This is a genomic window from Oceanotoga teriensis (genome assembly GCF_003148465.1).
In the GTDB taxonomy this organism is placed as follows: Bacteria; Thermotogota; Thermotogae; order Petrotogales; family Petrotogaceae; genus Oceanotoga; species Oceanotoga teriensis.
This window is the reverse complement of sequence record NZ_QGGI01000023.1, coordinates 1-15,554: the sequence shown is the minus strand read 5'-3', so window position 1 is coordinate 15,554 and position 15,554 is coordinate 1. Positions and strand designations below refer to the sequence as shown.

Genomic DNA, 15,554 nt, shown 5'->3' with positions numbered 1-15,554 from the left:
TTTAAAGCTTATTTTTAATACTGATATTTTTTATATTAAAAGGAGGATGTTTATGAAGATAGGAGTTATAAGTGATATACATGGTTCAGCTTTTTATCTTGAAAAAGCTTTGAATAGTATTGGTGATGTTGATAAATATTTTATTTTAGGAGATTTTTTATATCATGGTGCAAGAAATGATTTGCCATATAAATATGAACCTAAAGTTTGTATAGAAATTTTAAATAAATTAAATTATAATTATGTTACTGGAAATTGTGATTCTCAAATAGATCATTATGTTTTGAATCTACCAGAACCAAAATATATGAGCTTTGAAAGTTATGGTAAGTTCAATTTAATGTTGACTCATGGTTGGACACCTACGATAGAAGAAGCTATTAAAATTTCAAATGAAAGAAATATGGATATTTTAATACATGGACATACGCATATTTCAAAGATAGAAAAGAAAGAAAATATTTTGATATTTAATCCTGGTTCTGTTTCTATTCCAAAGGAACAGACACCTAAAAGTTGTGGCATTTTAGAAATTTTTGATAATAAAATAAAATTAAATCTTATTGATATAGAAAATAATAATTATTATGATTCTTTTGAATTAAAAAAATGAACGGGGGATTTTAATGGATAGCTTGCGGATTTTTTTACTCTTACCTTTTTTTAGTGTTTTTACTCAAGTTGGTATAGCTTCATCTTTTACACAAATTAAAGAAATTTTTAATTCTGAATTTTTTGCAAGTACTTTTATAGCTATAACACCACTTGTATCAATGATAATAGGACCATTATGGGGAAAATTCCTATCAAAATATGGTGAAAAAAGAACATACTCTATATCTTTATTTTTTTGGGGTATAATTGTTATGTTGATATCTTTTTTTCTATATAATCCTATTTTGAGTATAATTTTAAGAGCTGTTCAAGGCTTTTTTGATCCAGTTTTTTATAATATATCTCTTACGGGAGTATCCAAATCATCTTTAAATATAAAAAATAAATCTAAATTTTATGGTTATATAGAAATTATGGGCAGTCTTGGAGCTATATTAGGACCTTTGATCTTGGGAAGTTTTTTTATATATTATCCTAAACAATTTCTTTTTTTATTATCTATTATTGTCTTATTTTATTTATTTTTTACTTTTAAAAAAATAAAGAATTTTGAAGTTGATGTATTAAACAAAAAAGAACCTAAAAAATTTTCTTTATTAATACTATTAGCAACTTTTTATGGTATTTCTGTTTTAATATCTATAGTTGCTTTACAAGTAGTCTTACCTATATATGTTGAACAAATATACGAAAATGCTATTTTGGGAAAAGTAATAGCTTCTTTATTTTCGGTTGGTCTTATGATAGGTAATTTTGCTAAGCATAAATTAATAGGAATTAAAAAAATTATGCCTATATTCACAGGAATTATATTATTTATTTCATATCTTTTCATAGATAATCCCATTATATTTTTATCTATTTTATTTATAGGAGGTATTTTTTTGGGACTATCTCTTACTATGAGCAGTGAATACGCGTCTGTTTTATCTAAAGGGTTTGAAAATACTGGAATGTCATTTTTTTCTTCTTTGAGGATAAGCGGAAATATTTTTGGACCTTATTTAGCAGCTATGGCAATACCAAATTTGTTTATATTACTTTCAGCTTTAACTATAGTTTCAACTGGATTATTATTTTCTGAAAAAGATTAAAAGAGGTGAATTTTATGGAAGAATTGAAGGGTGCAACTTCTTTACTGCTATCTTATTATGACGTTTTAATTACTTCAATATGGGTTTTGTTACCAATAGCTATATTTCTTACTTTTTTTGCTAAGTTATCATCAAAAATTTCTATATTTTTTATAGGTTTTTTTGGAGCATATTCATTTTTGATTCCATATCTTTTGAAATTAGAACAAATTAGAAATTTAATAGATCAATATTCCGATTATAAATTTGTTATATATTTAATAGTAAGTTTTGTTTTTGGAATGATATTTTATAGCATAGTGAAGCTTGCAATGTCTATAGGAGGACTTTTGCTTGGAGGTTTTTTAGGATATAATATAGGAACATTTTTAATTACAAAGGATAGTAAATGGTTAAAAGATATTCCAATAAATTCTGAATATATACCATGGATTTTCTTTGCGATTATTGGTATTATACTTGCTCTAATAATTTCAAAAAATTATGAAAAAATAATATCAGGATTATCTGTTATATTTGGTGCTTTTTTGATGTCTTTTTATACTTTTTATATTCTTGAAACCTATGCAGGTTTAAAAATAGGAAATAATGATATAGCTATTGGTATGAATAAACTTTCAAATCAAGAGTTTTTTGCAATGTTTATAGTATTTATAATTTATATGGTTATAGGATTTTATTCTATGAGAGTGACATCTAAAAAATTTGATTAGAAAGGAATTTTTAAATGGAAAATCTTTTAAATGAATTAAATGAAATAAAACCAATTATAAAAATTGATGTTGAAAATAGATTTAAAGAATTTGAGGATTTGGGAGAAAATGGAGATTCTTTGGACTTATTTTCAGAACTTAGTTTTTGTGTAATGACGGCAAATTGGACATCGAAAGGTGGTATAAAAGCACAAACTTATATAGGAAAAGAAGGATTTGCTCATCTAAGTTATGAAGATTTGAATAAGAAAATGAAAGAAGTAGGACATAGATTTCCAAACACAAGAACTAAGTACATAATTGAAAACAGATGGATTATTCCAGAATTAAAAAATATGCTAAAAAATAATAATCCATTTGAAATTAGAAAATATATAGCTAAGAATGTCAAAGGGATTGGATGGAAAGAAGCCAGCCATTTTCTTAGAAATACAGGAGAAAAAAATTTAGCTATTTTAGATAAGCATATAATGAGAATAATGTTAAAATCGAATCTTATAAATGAGCTACCTAAATCTGGTTGGAATGAAAAAAAATATATAAATATGGAACAAAGACTTATACCTTTATCAAAAAAATTTGGAGAAGATATGGGAAAATTAGATTTATATCTTTGGTATTTAGCAAAAGGAAGCATAGATAAATAACTTTATTTTAACAAAAAATAAAAAAAATAATGCTAAAATTTTTTTGAAGGGAGGTAAGTATCAATGCCTATTTATAGATATAGATGTACCAAATGCGGACATGAGTTCACTACCATACATTCTATGAATGAAAGACCTGATATAAAATGTGAAGAATGTGGTGAAAAAGCAGAAAGAGTTATAGGAAATGTTGGGATTTCATTCAAAGGTAGCGGATACTATATAAACGACTCCAAGAAGAGTTCAGCTGCTAAATAATGTTAACGAAACCGAAATAAGTTTTTCTTGACAAAATTTTATCTGTGCTGTATAATTAAACACGGATTGGGTAAATGGGCCATTAGCTCAGTTGGTAGAGCGGCTGACTCTTAATCAGTAGGCCGCAGGTTCGAATCCTGCATGGCCCACCATATAATTTCAATTTAAAGTGGAAGTCACCCGTAACGTTGAACTTCCCACCCCGGGCATAAAGCCGTCAGAGGTAATCAATTTAGATATAATATAAGCCTTATATACAATAATACGGGTGACGTTTTCGTCACCCGTATTTTATTTATAAATCAAAGGATGGTGATTTCTTATAAGCGATAAGAATAAAGTTATTAGGAATGAAAAGATAAAAGTTCCTAAAGTACTGTTGATCGACGCTGAAGGTGAAAAATTGGGCGTAACTCCTACAAAAGAAGCTTTAATAAAAGCAAGAGAAGCTGGACTCGATTTAGTTTTGGTTGCACCAACTGCTAAGCCACCTGTTGCTAAGATTATGGACCTGGGTAAATATCTTTATGAGAAAGAAAAAAGAGAGAAAGAAGCTAAAAAAAATCAGAAAAAGCAAGTTGTTAAAGAGATGAAATTTAGACTTAGAATCGATGATCATGATTTTGATACTAAGGTCAGAAAGATAAATGATTTTTTGAAAGAAGGTCAAAAAGTTAGAGCAGTAATAATGTTTTTGGGTAGAGATATTATGTTCAAAGACAAAGGAAAAGAGTTAATTGATAGAATTATTGAAGAAACTTCTGAATATGGAAAATTATCTAGACCTGCTAAAATGGTTGGAAGAGATATGGACATATTCCTTGAACCAATAAAAGCTGAAAATAATTAAGGCTCAATTAAAGGAGGAAGCAATATGGCAAAGATAAAAATTAAAACAAAAAGTGCTGCAAAAAAAAGATATAAAGTTACCGGTTCTGGAAAAGTTGTAAGACATAGAAGTCATACTGGACATAATACAGGTAAAAAAACAAATTCAAAAATGAGAAGATTGAAGAGACCAGTTGAAATTAATGCATCATTCGAAAAAGAAGCTAAAAGAATATTAGGACTAAGATAATAGAAGGGAGAGGTACTGATGAGAGTAAAAAGAGCTGTTAACGCAAGAAAAAAGAGAAAGAAGATATTAAAAGCAGCTAAAGGTTATAGAGGTGCTTTAAGTAGAAGATATACATTAGCTAAAGAACAATATTTAAGAAATGGAAATTTTGAATATGCTGATAGAAAAAAGAAAAAGAGAAATTACAGAAGATTATGGGTTACAAGAATAAATGCAGCAGCAAGAATGGAAGGCATGAAATATAATGAATTAATTCATGGTTTGAAATTAGCTAATGTTAATATAAATAGAAAAATGTTAGCTGAAATAGCAGCTACAGATATGGAATCTTTTAAAGAATACGTAAATATAGCAAAAGAAGCATTAAAAGTATAAAATAACTCTCTGTTTTTTAACAGAGAGTTATTCTTTTTATTTTCCACCGATACTCATATTTTTTATCAAAGTTGTTGAACCTGCAATGGATCCCATATATTTAAAATCGGAACCAATTTCTTCTATATTTTCTAAGAGTTCTGATAAAGTTCCAGCAAGTGTCATACCTCTGAAACTTTTAGTGAATTCTCCATTTTCAATCAATTGACCGCTAATTTGAATTGAGAATCTTCCTGATATAGGATCAGCGGTGTGTAATCCCATCATTTGTGTTATATATAAAGCTTTTTCTTTATTTATTATATTTTTTCTTGTACTTGTTGACATGAGATGCATATTTATTGTAGAAATTATTGGAATTCCAGAATTAGATGAAGCAAAAGCATTTCCTGTTGGTTTCATTCCGAGTTTTTTTGCAGAATAAAGATTATGAGCGAAATTTTTAAGAACACCTTTTTCTATAAAATTAAATCTTGAAGTATTTATTCCTTCATTATCATATGATTGCATTATTGGGGCAGAACCATTCATAGGATCATGCAATAAGGTAACTTTTTTTGAAGCAATTTGTTTTTCAAGTTTACCCCCCAAAAATGATTTTCCTTTATAAACACTTTCGCCAGATAATGGAGTTGATAATACACTCAACAACATAGCGCTTGCAAAAGGAGAAAGAATTATATCATATCTTCCAGAATTTAAAAGAGTTGAATTTAAACCACTTAGGGCTTTTTCACAAGCATTTTTTGCAATTCTATCCAAGTTAATATTTCTTATGCTAGATTGTACATCAAAATCGAAACCCATGGATGAATCTTCTTCATAAATAGCTGCTAAAGTTATTGAAGCTTCTGCAACTGTAAAATAAGATTGCTTAAAAACTTTATTTGAATTAACAAAATAATTTCTTATAGTAGAAGTTTCTACAGAAGATCCTCTTACAAATTTTATTTTATCATCTAAAGATAAAGCTTTTTTCTCAAGTTCTTTAGCCATTTCAATGATATCATTTAATTCAATTTCAGCAGTTGTTTTATCATAAGTCCAGTCCATAAATTCAAAATCTTTTTGATCTGAAATTATATTTCCAGAATCTTCTTCGGAAAATTCATTCATTTCAATAGCTTTTTCAATAGCTTCTTTTATACCTTCTTCAGTTATTATATTAGTAGTTGAAGTACTTTTCTTTCCATCTTTATTTATCAATTTTATTCCTGCTGTACCTTTTTCTCCTTCGGATAATTCTTCCAATTTTTGATTAGAAAAAGAAGCTTTTTTTTCTTTACTTATGAAAACATTTATTTGTACATCAAATCCTTTTTGTTTAGTATTTTCACAGATATTTAAAAGTATATCCTTCATCATTTGTCTCCTCCTTTTACAACTCCACCTACAACCATTTTAGGTATTCTTACTGTTGGTTGGGCATCAGAAACAGGAGCACCTTGACCATCTTTTCCACATGTTCCTACTGCAAAGCCTAAATCATTTCCCACCATATCTATGCTTTGTAATACTTTTAGTCCATTACCAACGAGAGAAGCTCCTCTTATTGCTTTTGTAAGCTTTCCATTTTCTATTAAATAACCTTCACTTATTCCAAATTGGAAATCTCCAGATATTACATCTACTTGTCCACCACCCATTTTTTTTACGAAGATGCCATTTTCCACAGATTTTAAAATTTCATCTGGGTCATCTTTTCCAGGGGCTATTAAAGTATTTCTCATTCTAACTATAGGCAAATGCATATAAGTTTCTCTTCTACCATTACCAGTAGGTTCAACGCCAAATTTTTTAGCTGTAATTCTTGAATGCATATAACCTTTTAACACACCGTTTTCTATTAATACTGTTTTTTCTGTTTTATTACATTCATCATCATAATTCAAAGTTCCTCTTTTATTAGGTAATGTTCCATCATCGATGACGGTTATTTTTTCAGAAGCTATTTTTTTACCAACTTTGTCTCTATAAACAGATCCTGAAAGTACTAAATCAGCTTCCATTCCATGTCCACAAGCCTCATGAACCATAGTACCACCTGCTTCGGCTGATAAAATAACAGTAAACTCTCCTGCCGGAGCATCCTCGCCTTCTAATTGAACAATAGCTTGATTACAAGCTTCTTTAGAAGCTTTTATTATCATTTCATCTGTAAAAAATTCAAATCCTTTATTTTCAGAATTTCCAGATAATCCTGTAAACATTTCATCATTTTCATTTTTGGCTATTGTTACGACATAAAAAATAGGATAATTTCTTATATCTTCTACAATTTTACCTTCTGAATTTATTATTTTTACTTTTCTTTGAGTATCGCCATATCTTACTGTAATTTGTTTTATTCTTGAATCATACTCTTTACAAGTGTTTACAGCTAAGTTTATTTTTTCAATTTTTTGATTCATACCAATATCATTAAAATTAATATCATAATCATTGAGACCTCTATCTTCAAGCTTTTCAAAATTTTCAATTTTAATATTATTTTTTTTAAACATAGAAGAGGCACTTTTAGATAAATTTTCAGATAATTGCAATAAATTTTCATAATTTGGATTATTTGTATGAGCAAATATAGTCTCATCACCATCTACAACTCTTAAACTGGCACCCTTTCTGCTTGAAAAATTAGATCCTTCAAATTTCCCATTATCATATATTATGAAGTTTGAATAAACTTCTTCGAAAAAAATTTCGGCATATTCTCCACCATTGCTTAAAGCTTTGTTTAGAATATCCGAATACTCTTCATGAGATAAATTCAATTTTATCCCTCCTTAATTAGTTTATATAACTTATTAAAATTATACTATTCAATAAATTAAAAATCAAACTAATAAATATATAAATAAAAATATTATAATATATAATATAAACTTTATAATATTGGGAGGAATTAAAATGAAAAAATTTTTTTTAGTTTTTTATATTATTTTTGTTTTTATATTTGCTTTTTCATCAACCTTTGACCTGTTTTTACAAAAAGGGGATATTTTAAATTTTAAAAATTTAAAATATGATGATTTAAATAAAATACCATCTGCATATTATAAAAATAATGAATTTTTTTTTAGAGCTGGTGGAAGTAAAAACTTTTATACATTTAATCTTGGCGAAGATACATGGAATATCACAATAAAACCGACTAAAGATTCTACAATATTATTTTATGATGAAAACACTTCAGAAAAAAATATTTATAATCAAAAAATTTTTATTGAAGAATTAAAAAAAGCTAAAAAGTATATTTATATGAGTATTTATGATATAGATAATATAGAGATAGTTCAAACATTAAAAGATCTTTCTAGAGATGGAATATATATAAAAATAGTTTTAGAATCACAAAATCAAAATACTTATTCAAGTATGCTTGAAAAAGAAGATAATATAGAACTCAAATATGATTCTAATTATGCATTAATGCATAATAAATTTATAATAATAGATGGATATTGTCTCATAACGGGAAGTACAAATCTAACAAATAATGGGTTGAATTATAATTCAAATAATATGATATTTATATATAATAATGATTTAATAGAAAATTATATTCTTGAATTTGAAGAACAATTTTATGATGAATTATTTGGTAAAAAAAATAATGGTAAAAAATTAAATAATAAATTTGATTTTAATAGTGGGTATATAGAATCTTATTTTACACCAGAGGATAATCTTAAGCAAAGAATAATAGATCTTATAAATAGTTCAGAAAAGAATATATATGTTATGATATTTACTTTTACAGATAAAGAAATAGCAGATGCTTTAATTAAAGCTAAAAATAGGGGGGTAGAAGTTAAAGTAATAATGGAAAATTTTCAAGCTGGTTCAAAGTGGTCTACTTGGGAACAATTAAAATCTGAAAATGTAGAAGTTATAGTAGATAAAAATTCAAAAGTATTTCATCATAAAGTTATTATTTTTGATGAAAAAAAAGTTTTAACTGGTTCTTTTAATTTTACTAATTCTGCACAAAACAAGAATGATGAAAATTCTATTATAATACATAGTTCAGAAATTTCAGAAGAATATATTAAAGAATTTAAAAGATATTGGAATATTTACAATTTGTAATTAGAATACATTCACATTTTAATACAATAGAAATCTATAAAAGTGTATAATTACCCTTGTTTTATCATTAAACATATATGAAAGATGGGAGGGTAATAATTTGAAAGGAAGCTCTATTAAGATTGAGAATCTTAATAAAATTTATTATGAAGACGATTTTGTTGCTTTGGATGATGTAAACCTTGAAATTAAGTCTGGAGAAATTTTTTCTTTATTAGGACCTTCAGGTTGTGGGAAAACAACCCTTTTAAGAATGATAGGAGGATTTTTAGAGCCAACCAACGGACATATATATATGGATGGTGAAGATCTTTTGAAGCTTCCTCCAAATAAAAGAAAAGTGAATACTATATTTCAAAATTATGCATTATTTCCACATTTAAATGTATATGAAAATATTGCTTTTCCATTGAGATTAAAAAAAATGAATGAAAAAGATATAGATTTTGCAGTAAAAAAATACTTAGACTTAGTAAAATTGAATGAACATATAAATAAAAAACCAAATCAATTATCTGGAGGACAAAAACAAAGAGTTGCGATAGCCAGAGCACTCGTGAATGAACCTAGAATATTACTTCTTGATGAACCTTTAAGCGCACTTGATGCTCAGTTAAGACAACATATGTTATTAGAGCTAGATGCAATACATGATGAAGTTGGAATAACTTTTATATTTGTTACTCATGATCAACAAGAAGCATTATCCGTATCTGATAGAATTGCAGTTATGAATAATGGAAAAGTACAACAGATAGGAACATCTTATGAAATATATGAAATGCCTTCTAATTCATTTGTTGCTAATTTCATAGGAGAAACAAATTTTTTTACAGGTATAGTTAAGGATATAAATGGAAATTGTGCTGAAATAGAAGTTAAAGATCTTGGTAATTTAAAAGTTTATTTAGATAAAAAAATAAATATAAATGAAAAAGTTAGAGTAACTATAAGACCAGAAAAAATAAGAATTACTAAAGAAAAACCTTTAAGTTTAACGGATGATTTTAATGTTTTAAATGGTACAGTTGATAAAATGATATATAAAGGATTTCAAACTAAATATTATATTAAAATAAATGAAAAATTTACTTTTAATGTTCAAAAACAACATGCAAAATATATTATTGATGAAGGAATAATTGATTGGTATGAAGATGTTTATATATGGTGGGATATGAATGATGGTTATATAGTGGAGGTAGATTTATGAAAAAAAAATATGGAATAACTTATATAACTCCATTTATATTATGGACAACTTTATTTTTTATACTTCCAACCACTATTATATTTATATATAGTTTTTTAAAAAAAGCACTTTATGGTGGGGTTGATTGGCAATTAAGTTTTAAAGCATATATAGATTTGTTTGATATTTCACTTTTAAAAATATTTTTAAATACATCATTTGTTGCTATAGTTTCAACAATAATAACTATTTTTTTTGCAATACCAAGTGCTTATTACATAGCAAGAAGTAATCATAAAGATAAATTAATATTTTTTATAATAATACCATTTTGGACCAATTTTTTGGTTAGAATATATTCATGGATTGCTATTTTGGGGAATAATGGACTATTAAATCAAATATTATTGAAGTTTAGAATAATAGATGATTATTTGATGTTTCTATATAATAATGGATCTATAATAACTGTAATGGTTTACACGTATTTACCATATGCAATACTGCCACTATTTTCGACGATAGAAAAATTTGATTTTTCATTACTCGAAGCAGCGAGAGATCTTGGGGCTACTAAAAGCGAAAGTATTTTTAAAGTTTTTTTGCCAAATATAAAAACTGGTATATATACAGCTATGATATTTACTTTTATACCTGCATTTGGAAATTATGCTATACCTCAACTCGTTGGTGGGATAAATTCAATGATGATTGGTAATGTGATATCAAGAGAACTAATGATAACAAGAAATTGGCCTCTTGCTTCTGCTATCTCAGTTTTTATAACTATAATAACTGTATCAGGTATATTAATATTTATGAATAAAAATGATAAAAAGAAGAAAGTGGTATTATGAAAAAAGAGAGAAGAATATTTTCCCTTATTATATTGATAATAACTTTTATATTCTTTTATACACCTATAATAACTCTTTTAATTTATTCTTTTAATTCATCTAAAAGTATGCATTGGAATGGATTTTCTTTAAAATGGTATAAAGAACTTTTTACCAATTCTGGTGAAATCTGGAAGGCATTTTTTAATTCCATTACAATAGCTATAACTTCAGCTTTATTTTCAACGATTATAGGTACAATAGCTGCAATAGGCTTAAAATGGCATTCTTTAAAGAATAAAAATGTAATTCAAAAAATTTCTTATGTTTCTCTTGTAATGCCAGATATCATCGTTGGAGTTTCATTATTAATTTTATTTGGAGTATTAAAGATGAGATTGGGTTTATTTACGATATTTATAGCTCATACTACATTTAACATTCCCTATGTATTATTTATCGCTTTATCGGCCATGGAAGATATAGATTATTCATTAATAGAAGCATCTTATGATTTAGGAGCAACAGAAATTCAGGCTTTAACTAAAGTTATGATGCCTGTTTTAAAACCCGCTATAATATCATCGATATTGATGACTGTAACACTTTCTATAGATGATTTTGTAATAACTTTTTTTGTTTCTGGACCAGGCTCGACAACATTACCATTACAAATATATTCAATGATCAGATTTGGAGTATCACCGGTTATAAATGCATTATCCGTAGTTATGATATTTGGAACGATTATATTGGCTGTATCTACCAGAAGATTTTTTAAATATTTATTTTAAGGAAAGGGATTTAGATGAAAATAAAATGGGTGATGACATTATTAATTCTTATATCATTTGGTTTGATAATTACTTTAAATCTTATAGATAATAAAGAAAAATTATATATTTTCAATTGGTCTTATTATATTCCAAATGAAGTTCTTAGAGAATTTGAAAAAGAATATGATGTTAAAGTAATTTACGATGTTTTTGCATCAAATGAAGAAATGTTTGCAAAAATAATGATAACAGGCGGAGTAGGGTATGATATAGTATTTCCTTCTGGAGATTATACTTCTATAATGATAAAGTTAGATTTACTTGAGAAATTGGATAAAGAAAAAATACCGAATATGAAATATTTAGATAATGAAGTTTTAAAGAAGATTAAGTATGATGAAGGTTTGTTTTATTCAGTTCCATATGTTTTAGGTGCAGCAGGAATAGCAGTTAATAAAACATATGTAAAAAACTATGAAAAAGATTGGGATATATTTCTTGATGAAAGATATAAAAATAGAATGACAATGCTCGATGATATGAGAGAAGTTTTGGGAGCAGCATTAAAAACTTTGGATTATTCAGTTAATACAAAGGATAAAAGACAATTAGAAGAAGCCGCAAATCTTGTAAACAAATGGAAGGAAAATATTTTAAAATTTGATGCAGAATCTTTTGCAAAGGGATTCTCAACTGGAGAATTTTGGATAGTTCAAGGCTATGCAGAAAATATATTTTTAGAACTTGAAGAAAATATGAGAGAAAATATAGATTATTTTATACCTAAAAGTGGTGGAGCAATGTATATGGATTCAATGGTTATGTTAAAAAGTTCAAAAAACAAAGAACTTGGATATAAATTTTTAAATTTTATACAAAGACCTGATATATATGCAAAAATAGTAGATTATTTAGAATTGCCTTCTATAAATATAAAATCAAGAGAAATTAGAGAAATAACACCTAAATATTCAATAGCAGATCTTAAAAACAATGAATTCAAAGAAGATTTAGGAGAAAACGTTGAAATATATAATCAAATCTGGCAAAAAATAAAATTAAATTAAAGAACAAAACTGGAATAATATTGAGTATAAAAAATACTTGATTTATTCCGGTTTTTATTTTTTACTTAAATTGAATAAATCTTTAAAGAGTATAAGTTAATATTATAATGAAAATAAAATAAAATAAACAGAGGTGATTATGTGTCAAAGTATAAAATGGTTGCTTTAGATCTCGATGGAACACTTTTAAACAATAAGTCTGAAATATCACAAAAAAATATAGAAATATTGAGATCTCTTCATCAAGATGGTATAGAAATTATAATAGCAACGGGAAGAACATTTTTAACTTCCAAGCAATATGGAAAAATATTAGATCTTCCAATACATATGATATGTTCTAATGGTGCTATTATAAAAGACTTAAAAGAAGAAAAATCAATTTATTCTAAGTCTATAAAGATTGAAGAAACAGAAAAACTTTTAAAATTTGGTATACAAAATAAAATAAATGTAACTGTTTATGAAGATAGTATGATTTATTTAAATGAAAAATCTGATTTTCTTGTAAATCTTTTTCAACAATATGAAATTCCTCATATGATATCAAAAAATCTTATAAATAAAATAGAAAGAGATCCTCAGATGGTAATATTTAGGGATTATATGGATAATATAGCACATCTTGAAAAATTTATAAAAGAAGAAGGAATGTCATTATCATTAACTCATTCAACACCTCATTCCGTAGAAATAATGGCAGATGGAGTTAATAAATATTCTGGTGTATCTTATTATGCAAAAATGAAAGGAATAAAAAATGAAGAAATAATAACGATGGGAAATAGTATGAATGATTATGAAATGTTAAAATATAGTGGGCTTGGCATAGCCATGAAAAATTCAGATGAATTATTATTAGAAAAATTTTCGAATTTATCAGAAAAAGACAATGACGAAAATGGGGTTTATGAAGAACTTTACAAAATTTTTTATAATTAATCCGACACAGTTAAGTGTCGGATTTTTTTGGATTTACTATTATAGTTTTATAGTTTTTATAAAGCCACATTCCGGGTTTGGAACCTTTTGGTTTCCAAACATTATCTCTTGTTGTGAAGTCTACAGGAACATTATAAGACATTTTAGCTTTTGAAAATGAAGCTTCTAATGAAGCTGCATATTCTATAACATCGTCAGGAACAATCTTTCCAGCAGATTTTATTATTGCATGTGAACCTGGAATATTATGTGTATGTAACCAAATATCTTCTTTAGAAGCATTTCTTGTCAATTCATCATTTTGCTTATTATTTTTTCCTATGAATATATCAAAATCTTTAAATTTAAAAGTTTTAAAAGAGATCTTATTATTTTTTCTTTTTAACTTCTTATCTTTTTTTAACAGACCTTCTTCAAACATTTCTTCGCGTATATCTGATAAATTATCTATGTCTTCTGATTCTTCAATTGTTAATAGTAATTGATAAAGATAATCGAGAATATTTTCAGTTTTACGCAATCTCTTTTTCGAAATTATGACTCTAGTTTTTATTTTTTTTATTTTTTTAAAATAATTTTCAAGATTGGTAGAAGGATTTTTTAATGGATCGAGTTCTATTCTAAAAGTTTTTCCATTATTCCAATCTGAAACATCTATATAAGAGTCACCTCTTTTTGCTTTAAAAATATATGTTTGCAAAAGTTCTCCCTTATTTATCAAATCTTCTATATTTTTTTCCTCTGAAATATCATTTAAAAGCTTATATTTAAGATTTTCATTTTTATCTATTTCTTTAATTATTATTTTTTCTAAATCTTTTTTTAAATGTATAATTCTTGATTGATTTGATGAAAACTCAAATAATTTCAATATGGCTACCGAAGGATCAAGTAATTCAAAATCTTCTTTTATAGGTTTTATAGCTGATACATCATATTTATTATCTTCTTTAAAAAAATATAATTTATTATTTCCCAATGATTTCAAAGTTTTGTCTAAACCATTATATTTAAGAAATTTATAAGATTTTTTAGAAAAACCAACAAATAAATCATCTATATTAGAATGATCCAAGAGAAAATTTTTTTTAGAATCATCAAAGAATGGTACAAATTTAGCTCCTGGAAGAATAGTTCTAAGATTTTCATTATATTTTTTTAAAGCATCTTCTATTTTATTTTCAGAGTTAACAAGTATCAAATTTGAATTTCTACCCATCAGTTCAAAATATAGTCTGTATTTTTTTAAATCTCCTATTAAATTAAATCCTTCTAATTCTATATAACCTGTTCTATCCATAGATAATTGTACAATATTTTTTATTTTAAATCCTTTTATAGATTTTCTCAAATATTGAGAAAAATTCACAGGATTTTCAGGGACTTCGGGTTTATCTTTTAAAAGCATTATATAAGCAGGATTATTCAAAGAAAAAAGAATATTATTATTTCTAAGTTGAATAAGAACTTCAGAATTAATAGGTTGATAAATATTTCTTATACTACTTCCCAAACAATTTTCTTTTATTTCATTTATTAATTTATGAAAAACTAGTCCATCTAAAGGCATTTAATCATCTCCAATATTAATATAATATAATTATATCAAAAAATACATAGCAATATAAATTGTTTACTGTATAATTAAGATAAGAAAATAAAATTATAAAAAATATATTATAAATTATTTAGGAGCATTCCTGAAATAAAAAAAGAAAGAGGTTGAAAAAAAAGGAACCTCCCCGTAAAATAAAAGTGTAACAAGAATCCATCAAATATTTTACAAAGGAGGAACCTAAATGAATTATACACAAAATAATAAAATAAAACAAGTGGATGAAAAAACATTAGTAGTGGGAGTAGATATAGCAA

General features: G+C 26.0%; 17 protein-coding genes and 1 tRNA gene. 15 read left to right on the top strand and 3 right to left on the bottom strand.

The features are described from left to right. Nucleotides 1-52 precede the first annotated feature (52 nt). From yfcE to rplT, 9 genes are all read left to right on the top strand, one after another. Entirely contained in the window at nucleotides 53-613 is a 561-nt protein-coding gene (gene yfcE / locus C7380_RS11905) for a phosphodiesterase (protein WP_158274902.1), read from the top strand. Between the two features lie 13 nt (nucleotides 614-626). Beyond that, entirely contained in the window at nucleotides 627-1,709 is a 1,083-nt protein-coding gene (locus C7380_RS11900; protein WP_109606225.1) for an MFS transporter, read from the top strand. Between the two features lie 14 nt (nucleotides 1,710-1,723). Next, on the top strand, nucleotides 1,724-2,422 hold the full coding sequence (locus C7380_RS11895; RefSeq protein ID WP_109606223.1) for a hypothetical protein: 699 nt from the start codon (nucleotides 1,724-1,726) through the stop codon (nucleotides 2,420-2,422). Between the two features lie 14 nt (nucleotides 2,423-2,436). Next, entirely contained in the window at nucleotides 2,437-3,069 is a 633-nt protein-coding gene (locus C7380_RS11890; RefSeq protein ID WP_109606220.1) for an N-glycosylase/DNA lyase, read from the top strand. Between the two features lie 63 nt (nucleotides 3,070-3,132). After that, entirely contained in the window at nucleotides 3,133-3,327 is a 195-nt protein-coding gene (locus C7380_RS11885; protein WP_109606218.1) for an FmdB family zinc ribbon protein, read from the top strand. A 76-nt stretch (nucleotides 3,328-3,403) separates the two neighbouring features. Further along, nucleotides 3,404-3,479: transfer RNA gene (locus C7380_RS11880), tRNA-Lys, on the top strand. 170 nt (nucleotides 3,480-3,649) lie between these two features. Next, nucleotides 3,650-4,177, top strand: coding sequence for a translation initiation factor IF-3 (gene infC, locus C7380_RS11875; protein WP_109606216.1), 528 nt, complete (start codon nucleotides 3,650-3,652; stop codon nucleotides 4,175-4,177). A 24-nt stretch (nucleotides 4,178-4,201) separates the two neighbouring features. Further along, the gene (gene rpmI, locus C7380_RS11870) at nucleotides 4,202-4,405 is read left to right on the top strand and encodes a 50S ribosomal protein L35 (protein ID WP_109606214.1); all 204 of its coding nucleotides are present in this window, start codon (nucleotides 4,202-4,204) and stop codon (nucleotides 4,403-4,405) included. An 18-nt stretch (nucleotides 4,406-4,423) separates the two neighbouring features. Beyond that, a complete protein-coding gene (gene rplT, locus C7380_RS11865) occupies nucleotides 4,424-4,780 on the top strand; it encodes a 50S ribosomal protein L20 (RefSeq protein ID WP_109606211.1) in 357 nt (118 codons plus the stop codon). 36 nt (nucleotides 4,781-4,816) lie between these two features. On the opposite strand, the gene C7380_RS11860 is transcribed toward rplT, so the two are convergent. Continuing rightward, a complete protein-coding gene (locus tag C7380_RS11860; protein WP_109606209.1) occupies nucleotides 4,817-6,145 on the bottom strand; it encodes a TldD/PmbA family protein in 1,329 nt (442 codons plus the stop codon). Beyond that, nucleotides 6,142-7,551 (bottom strand): TldD/PmbA family protein, encoded by a 1,410-nt coding sequence (locus C7380_RS11855; RefSeq protein ID WP_158274900.1) that lies wholly within the window; start codon nucleotides 7,549-7,551, stop codon nucleotides 6,142-6,144. Before C7380_RS11855 ends, C7380_RS11860 begins: the two co-directional genes overlap by 4 nt. Nucleotides 7,552-7,687: 136 nt before the next feature. Here C7380_RS11855 and C7380_RS11850 point away from each other — a divergent pair, with 136 nt between their 5' ends. The 6 genes from C7380_RS11850 (at nucleotide 7,688) to C7380_RS11825 (ending at nucleotide 13,682) form a co-directional block, all read left to right on the top strand. Further along, nucleotides 7,688-8,869: a phospholipase D-like domain-containing protein gene (locus C7380_RS11850; RefSeq protein ID WP_109606205.1), complete on the top strand. Its 1,182-nt coding sequence runs from the start codon at nucleotides 7,688-7,690 to the stop codon at nucleotides 8,867-8,869. Between the two features lie 100 nt (nucleotides 8,870-8,969). Then, complete coding sequence (locus tag C7380_RS11845) at nucleotides 8,970-10,082, top strand: ABC transporter ATP-binding protein (protein WP_109606203.1); 1,113 nt, start codon at nucleotides 8,970-8,972, stop codon at nucleotides 10,080-10,082. Then, nucleotides 10,079-10,918 (top strand): ABC transporter permease, encoded by an 840-nt coding sequence (locus tag C7380_RS11840; protein WP_109606201.1) that lies wholly within the window; start codon nucleotides 10,079-10,081, stop codon nucleotides 10,916-10,918. Before C7380_RS11845 ends, C7380_RS11840 begins: the two co-directional genes overlap by 4 nt. Beyond that, entirely contained in the window at nucleotides 10,915-11,691 is a 777-nt protein-coding gene (locus C7380_RS11835) for an ABC transporter permease (RefSeq protein WP_109606200.1), read from the top strand. The genes C7380_RS11840 and C7380_RS11835 overlap by 4 nt, the downstream gene beginning before the upstream one ends. Nucleotides 11,692-11,705: 14 nt before the next feature. Beyond that, on the top strand, nucleotides 11,706-12,740 hold the full coding sequence (locus tag C7380_RS11830; protein WP_109606198.1) for an extracellular solute-binding protein: 1,035 nt from the start codon (nucleotides 11,706-11,708) through the stop codon (nucleotides 12,738-12,740). A 141-nt stretch (nucleotides 12,741-12,881) separates the two neighbouring features. After that, complete coding sequence (locus C7380_RS11825; RefSeq protein WP_109606195.1) at nucleotides 12,882-13,682, top strand: Cof-type HAD-IIB family hydrolase; 801 nt, start codon at nucleotides 12,882-12,884, stop codon at nucleotides 13,680-13,682. Between the two features lie 10 nt (nucleotides 13,683-13,692). Here C7380_RS11825 and C7380_RS11820 read toward each other — a convergent pair whose 3' ends face one another. Further along, nucleotides 13,693-15,252 carry an Rqc2 family fibronectin-binding protein gene (locus C7380_RS11820; RefSeq protein WP_109606193.1) on the bottom strand — a complete coding sequence of 520 codons (1,560 nt, stop codon included), beginning with the start codon at nucleotides 15,250-15,252 and terminating at the stop codon, nucleotides 13,693-13,695. Nucleotides 15,253-15,554: the final 302 nt, after the last annotated feature.

Coding starts and splice junctions, on each gene's coding strand:
- rplT (WP_109606211.1), top strand. CDS start 4,424: ATGAGAGTAAAAAGAGCTGTTAACGCAAGAAAAAAGAGAAAGAAGATA.
- C7380_RS11890 (WP_109606220.1), top strand. CDS start 2,437: ATGGAAAATCTTTTAAATGAATTAAATGAAATAAAACCAATTATAAAA.
- C7380_RS11860 (WP_109606209.1), bottom strand. CDS start 6,145: ATGATGAAGGATATACTTTTAAATATCTGTGAAAATACTAAACAAAAA.
- C7380_RS11885 (WP_109606218.1), top strand. CDS start 3,133: ATGCCTATTTATAGATATAGATGTACCAAATGCGGACATGAGTTCACT.
- C7380_RS11835 (WP_109606200.1), top strand. CDS start 10,915: ATGAAAAAAGAGAGAAGAATATTTTCCCTTATTATATTGATAATAACT.
- C7380_RS11900 (WP_109606225.1), top strand. CDS start 627: ATGGATAGCTTGCGGATTTTTTTACTCTTACCTTTTTTTAGTGTTTTT.
- yfcE (WP_158274902.1), top strand. CDS start 53: ATGAAGATAGGAGTTATAAGTGATATACATGGTTCAGCTTTTTATCTT.
- C7380_RS11840 (WP_109606201.1), top strand. CDS start 10,079: ATGAAAAAAAAATATGGAATAACTTATATAACTCCATTTATATTATGG.
- rpmI (WP_109606214.1), top strand. CDS start 4,202: ATGGCAAAGATAAAAATTAAAACAAAAAGTGCTGCAAAAAAAAGATAT.
- C7380_RS11895 (WP_109606223.1), top strand. CDS start 1,724: ATGGAAGAATTGAAGGGTGCAACTTCTTTACTGCTATCTTATTATGAC.
- C7380_RS11830 (WP_109606198.1), top strand. CDS start 11,706: ATGAAAATAAAATGGGTGATGACATTATTAATTCTTATATCATTTGGT.
- C7380_RS11820 (WP_109606193.1), bottom strand. CDS start 15,252: ATGCCTTTAGATGGACTAGTTTTTCATAAATTAATAAATGAAATAAAA.
- C7380_RS11850 (WP_109606205.1), top strand. CDS start 7,688: ATGAAAAAATTTTTTTTAGTTTTTTATATTATTTTTGTTTTTATATTT.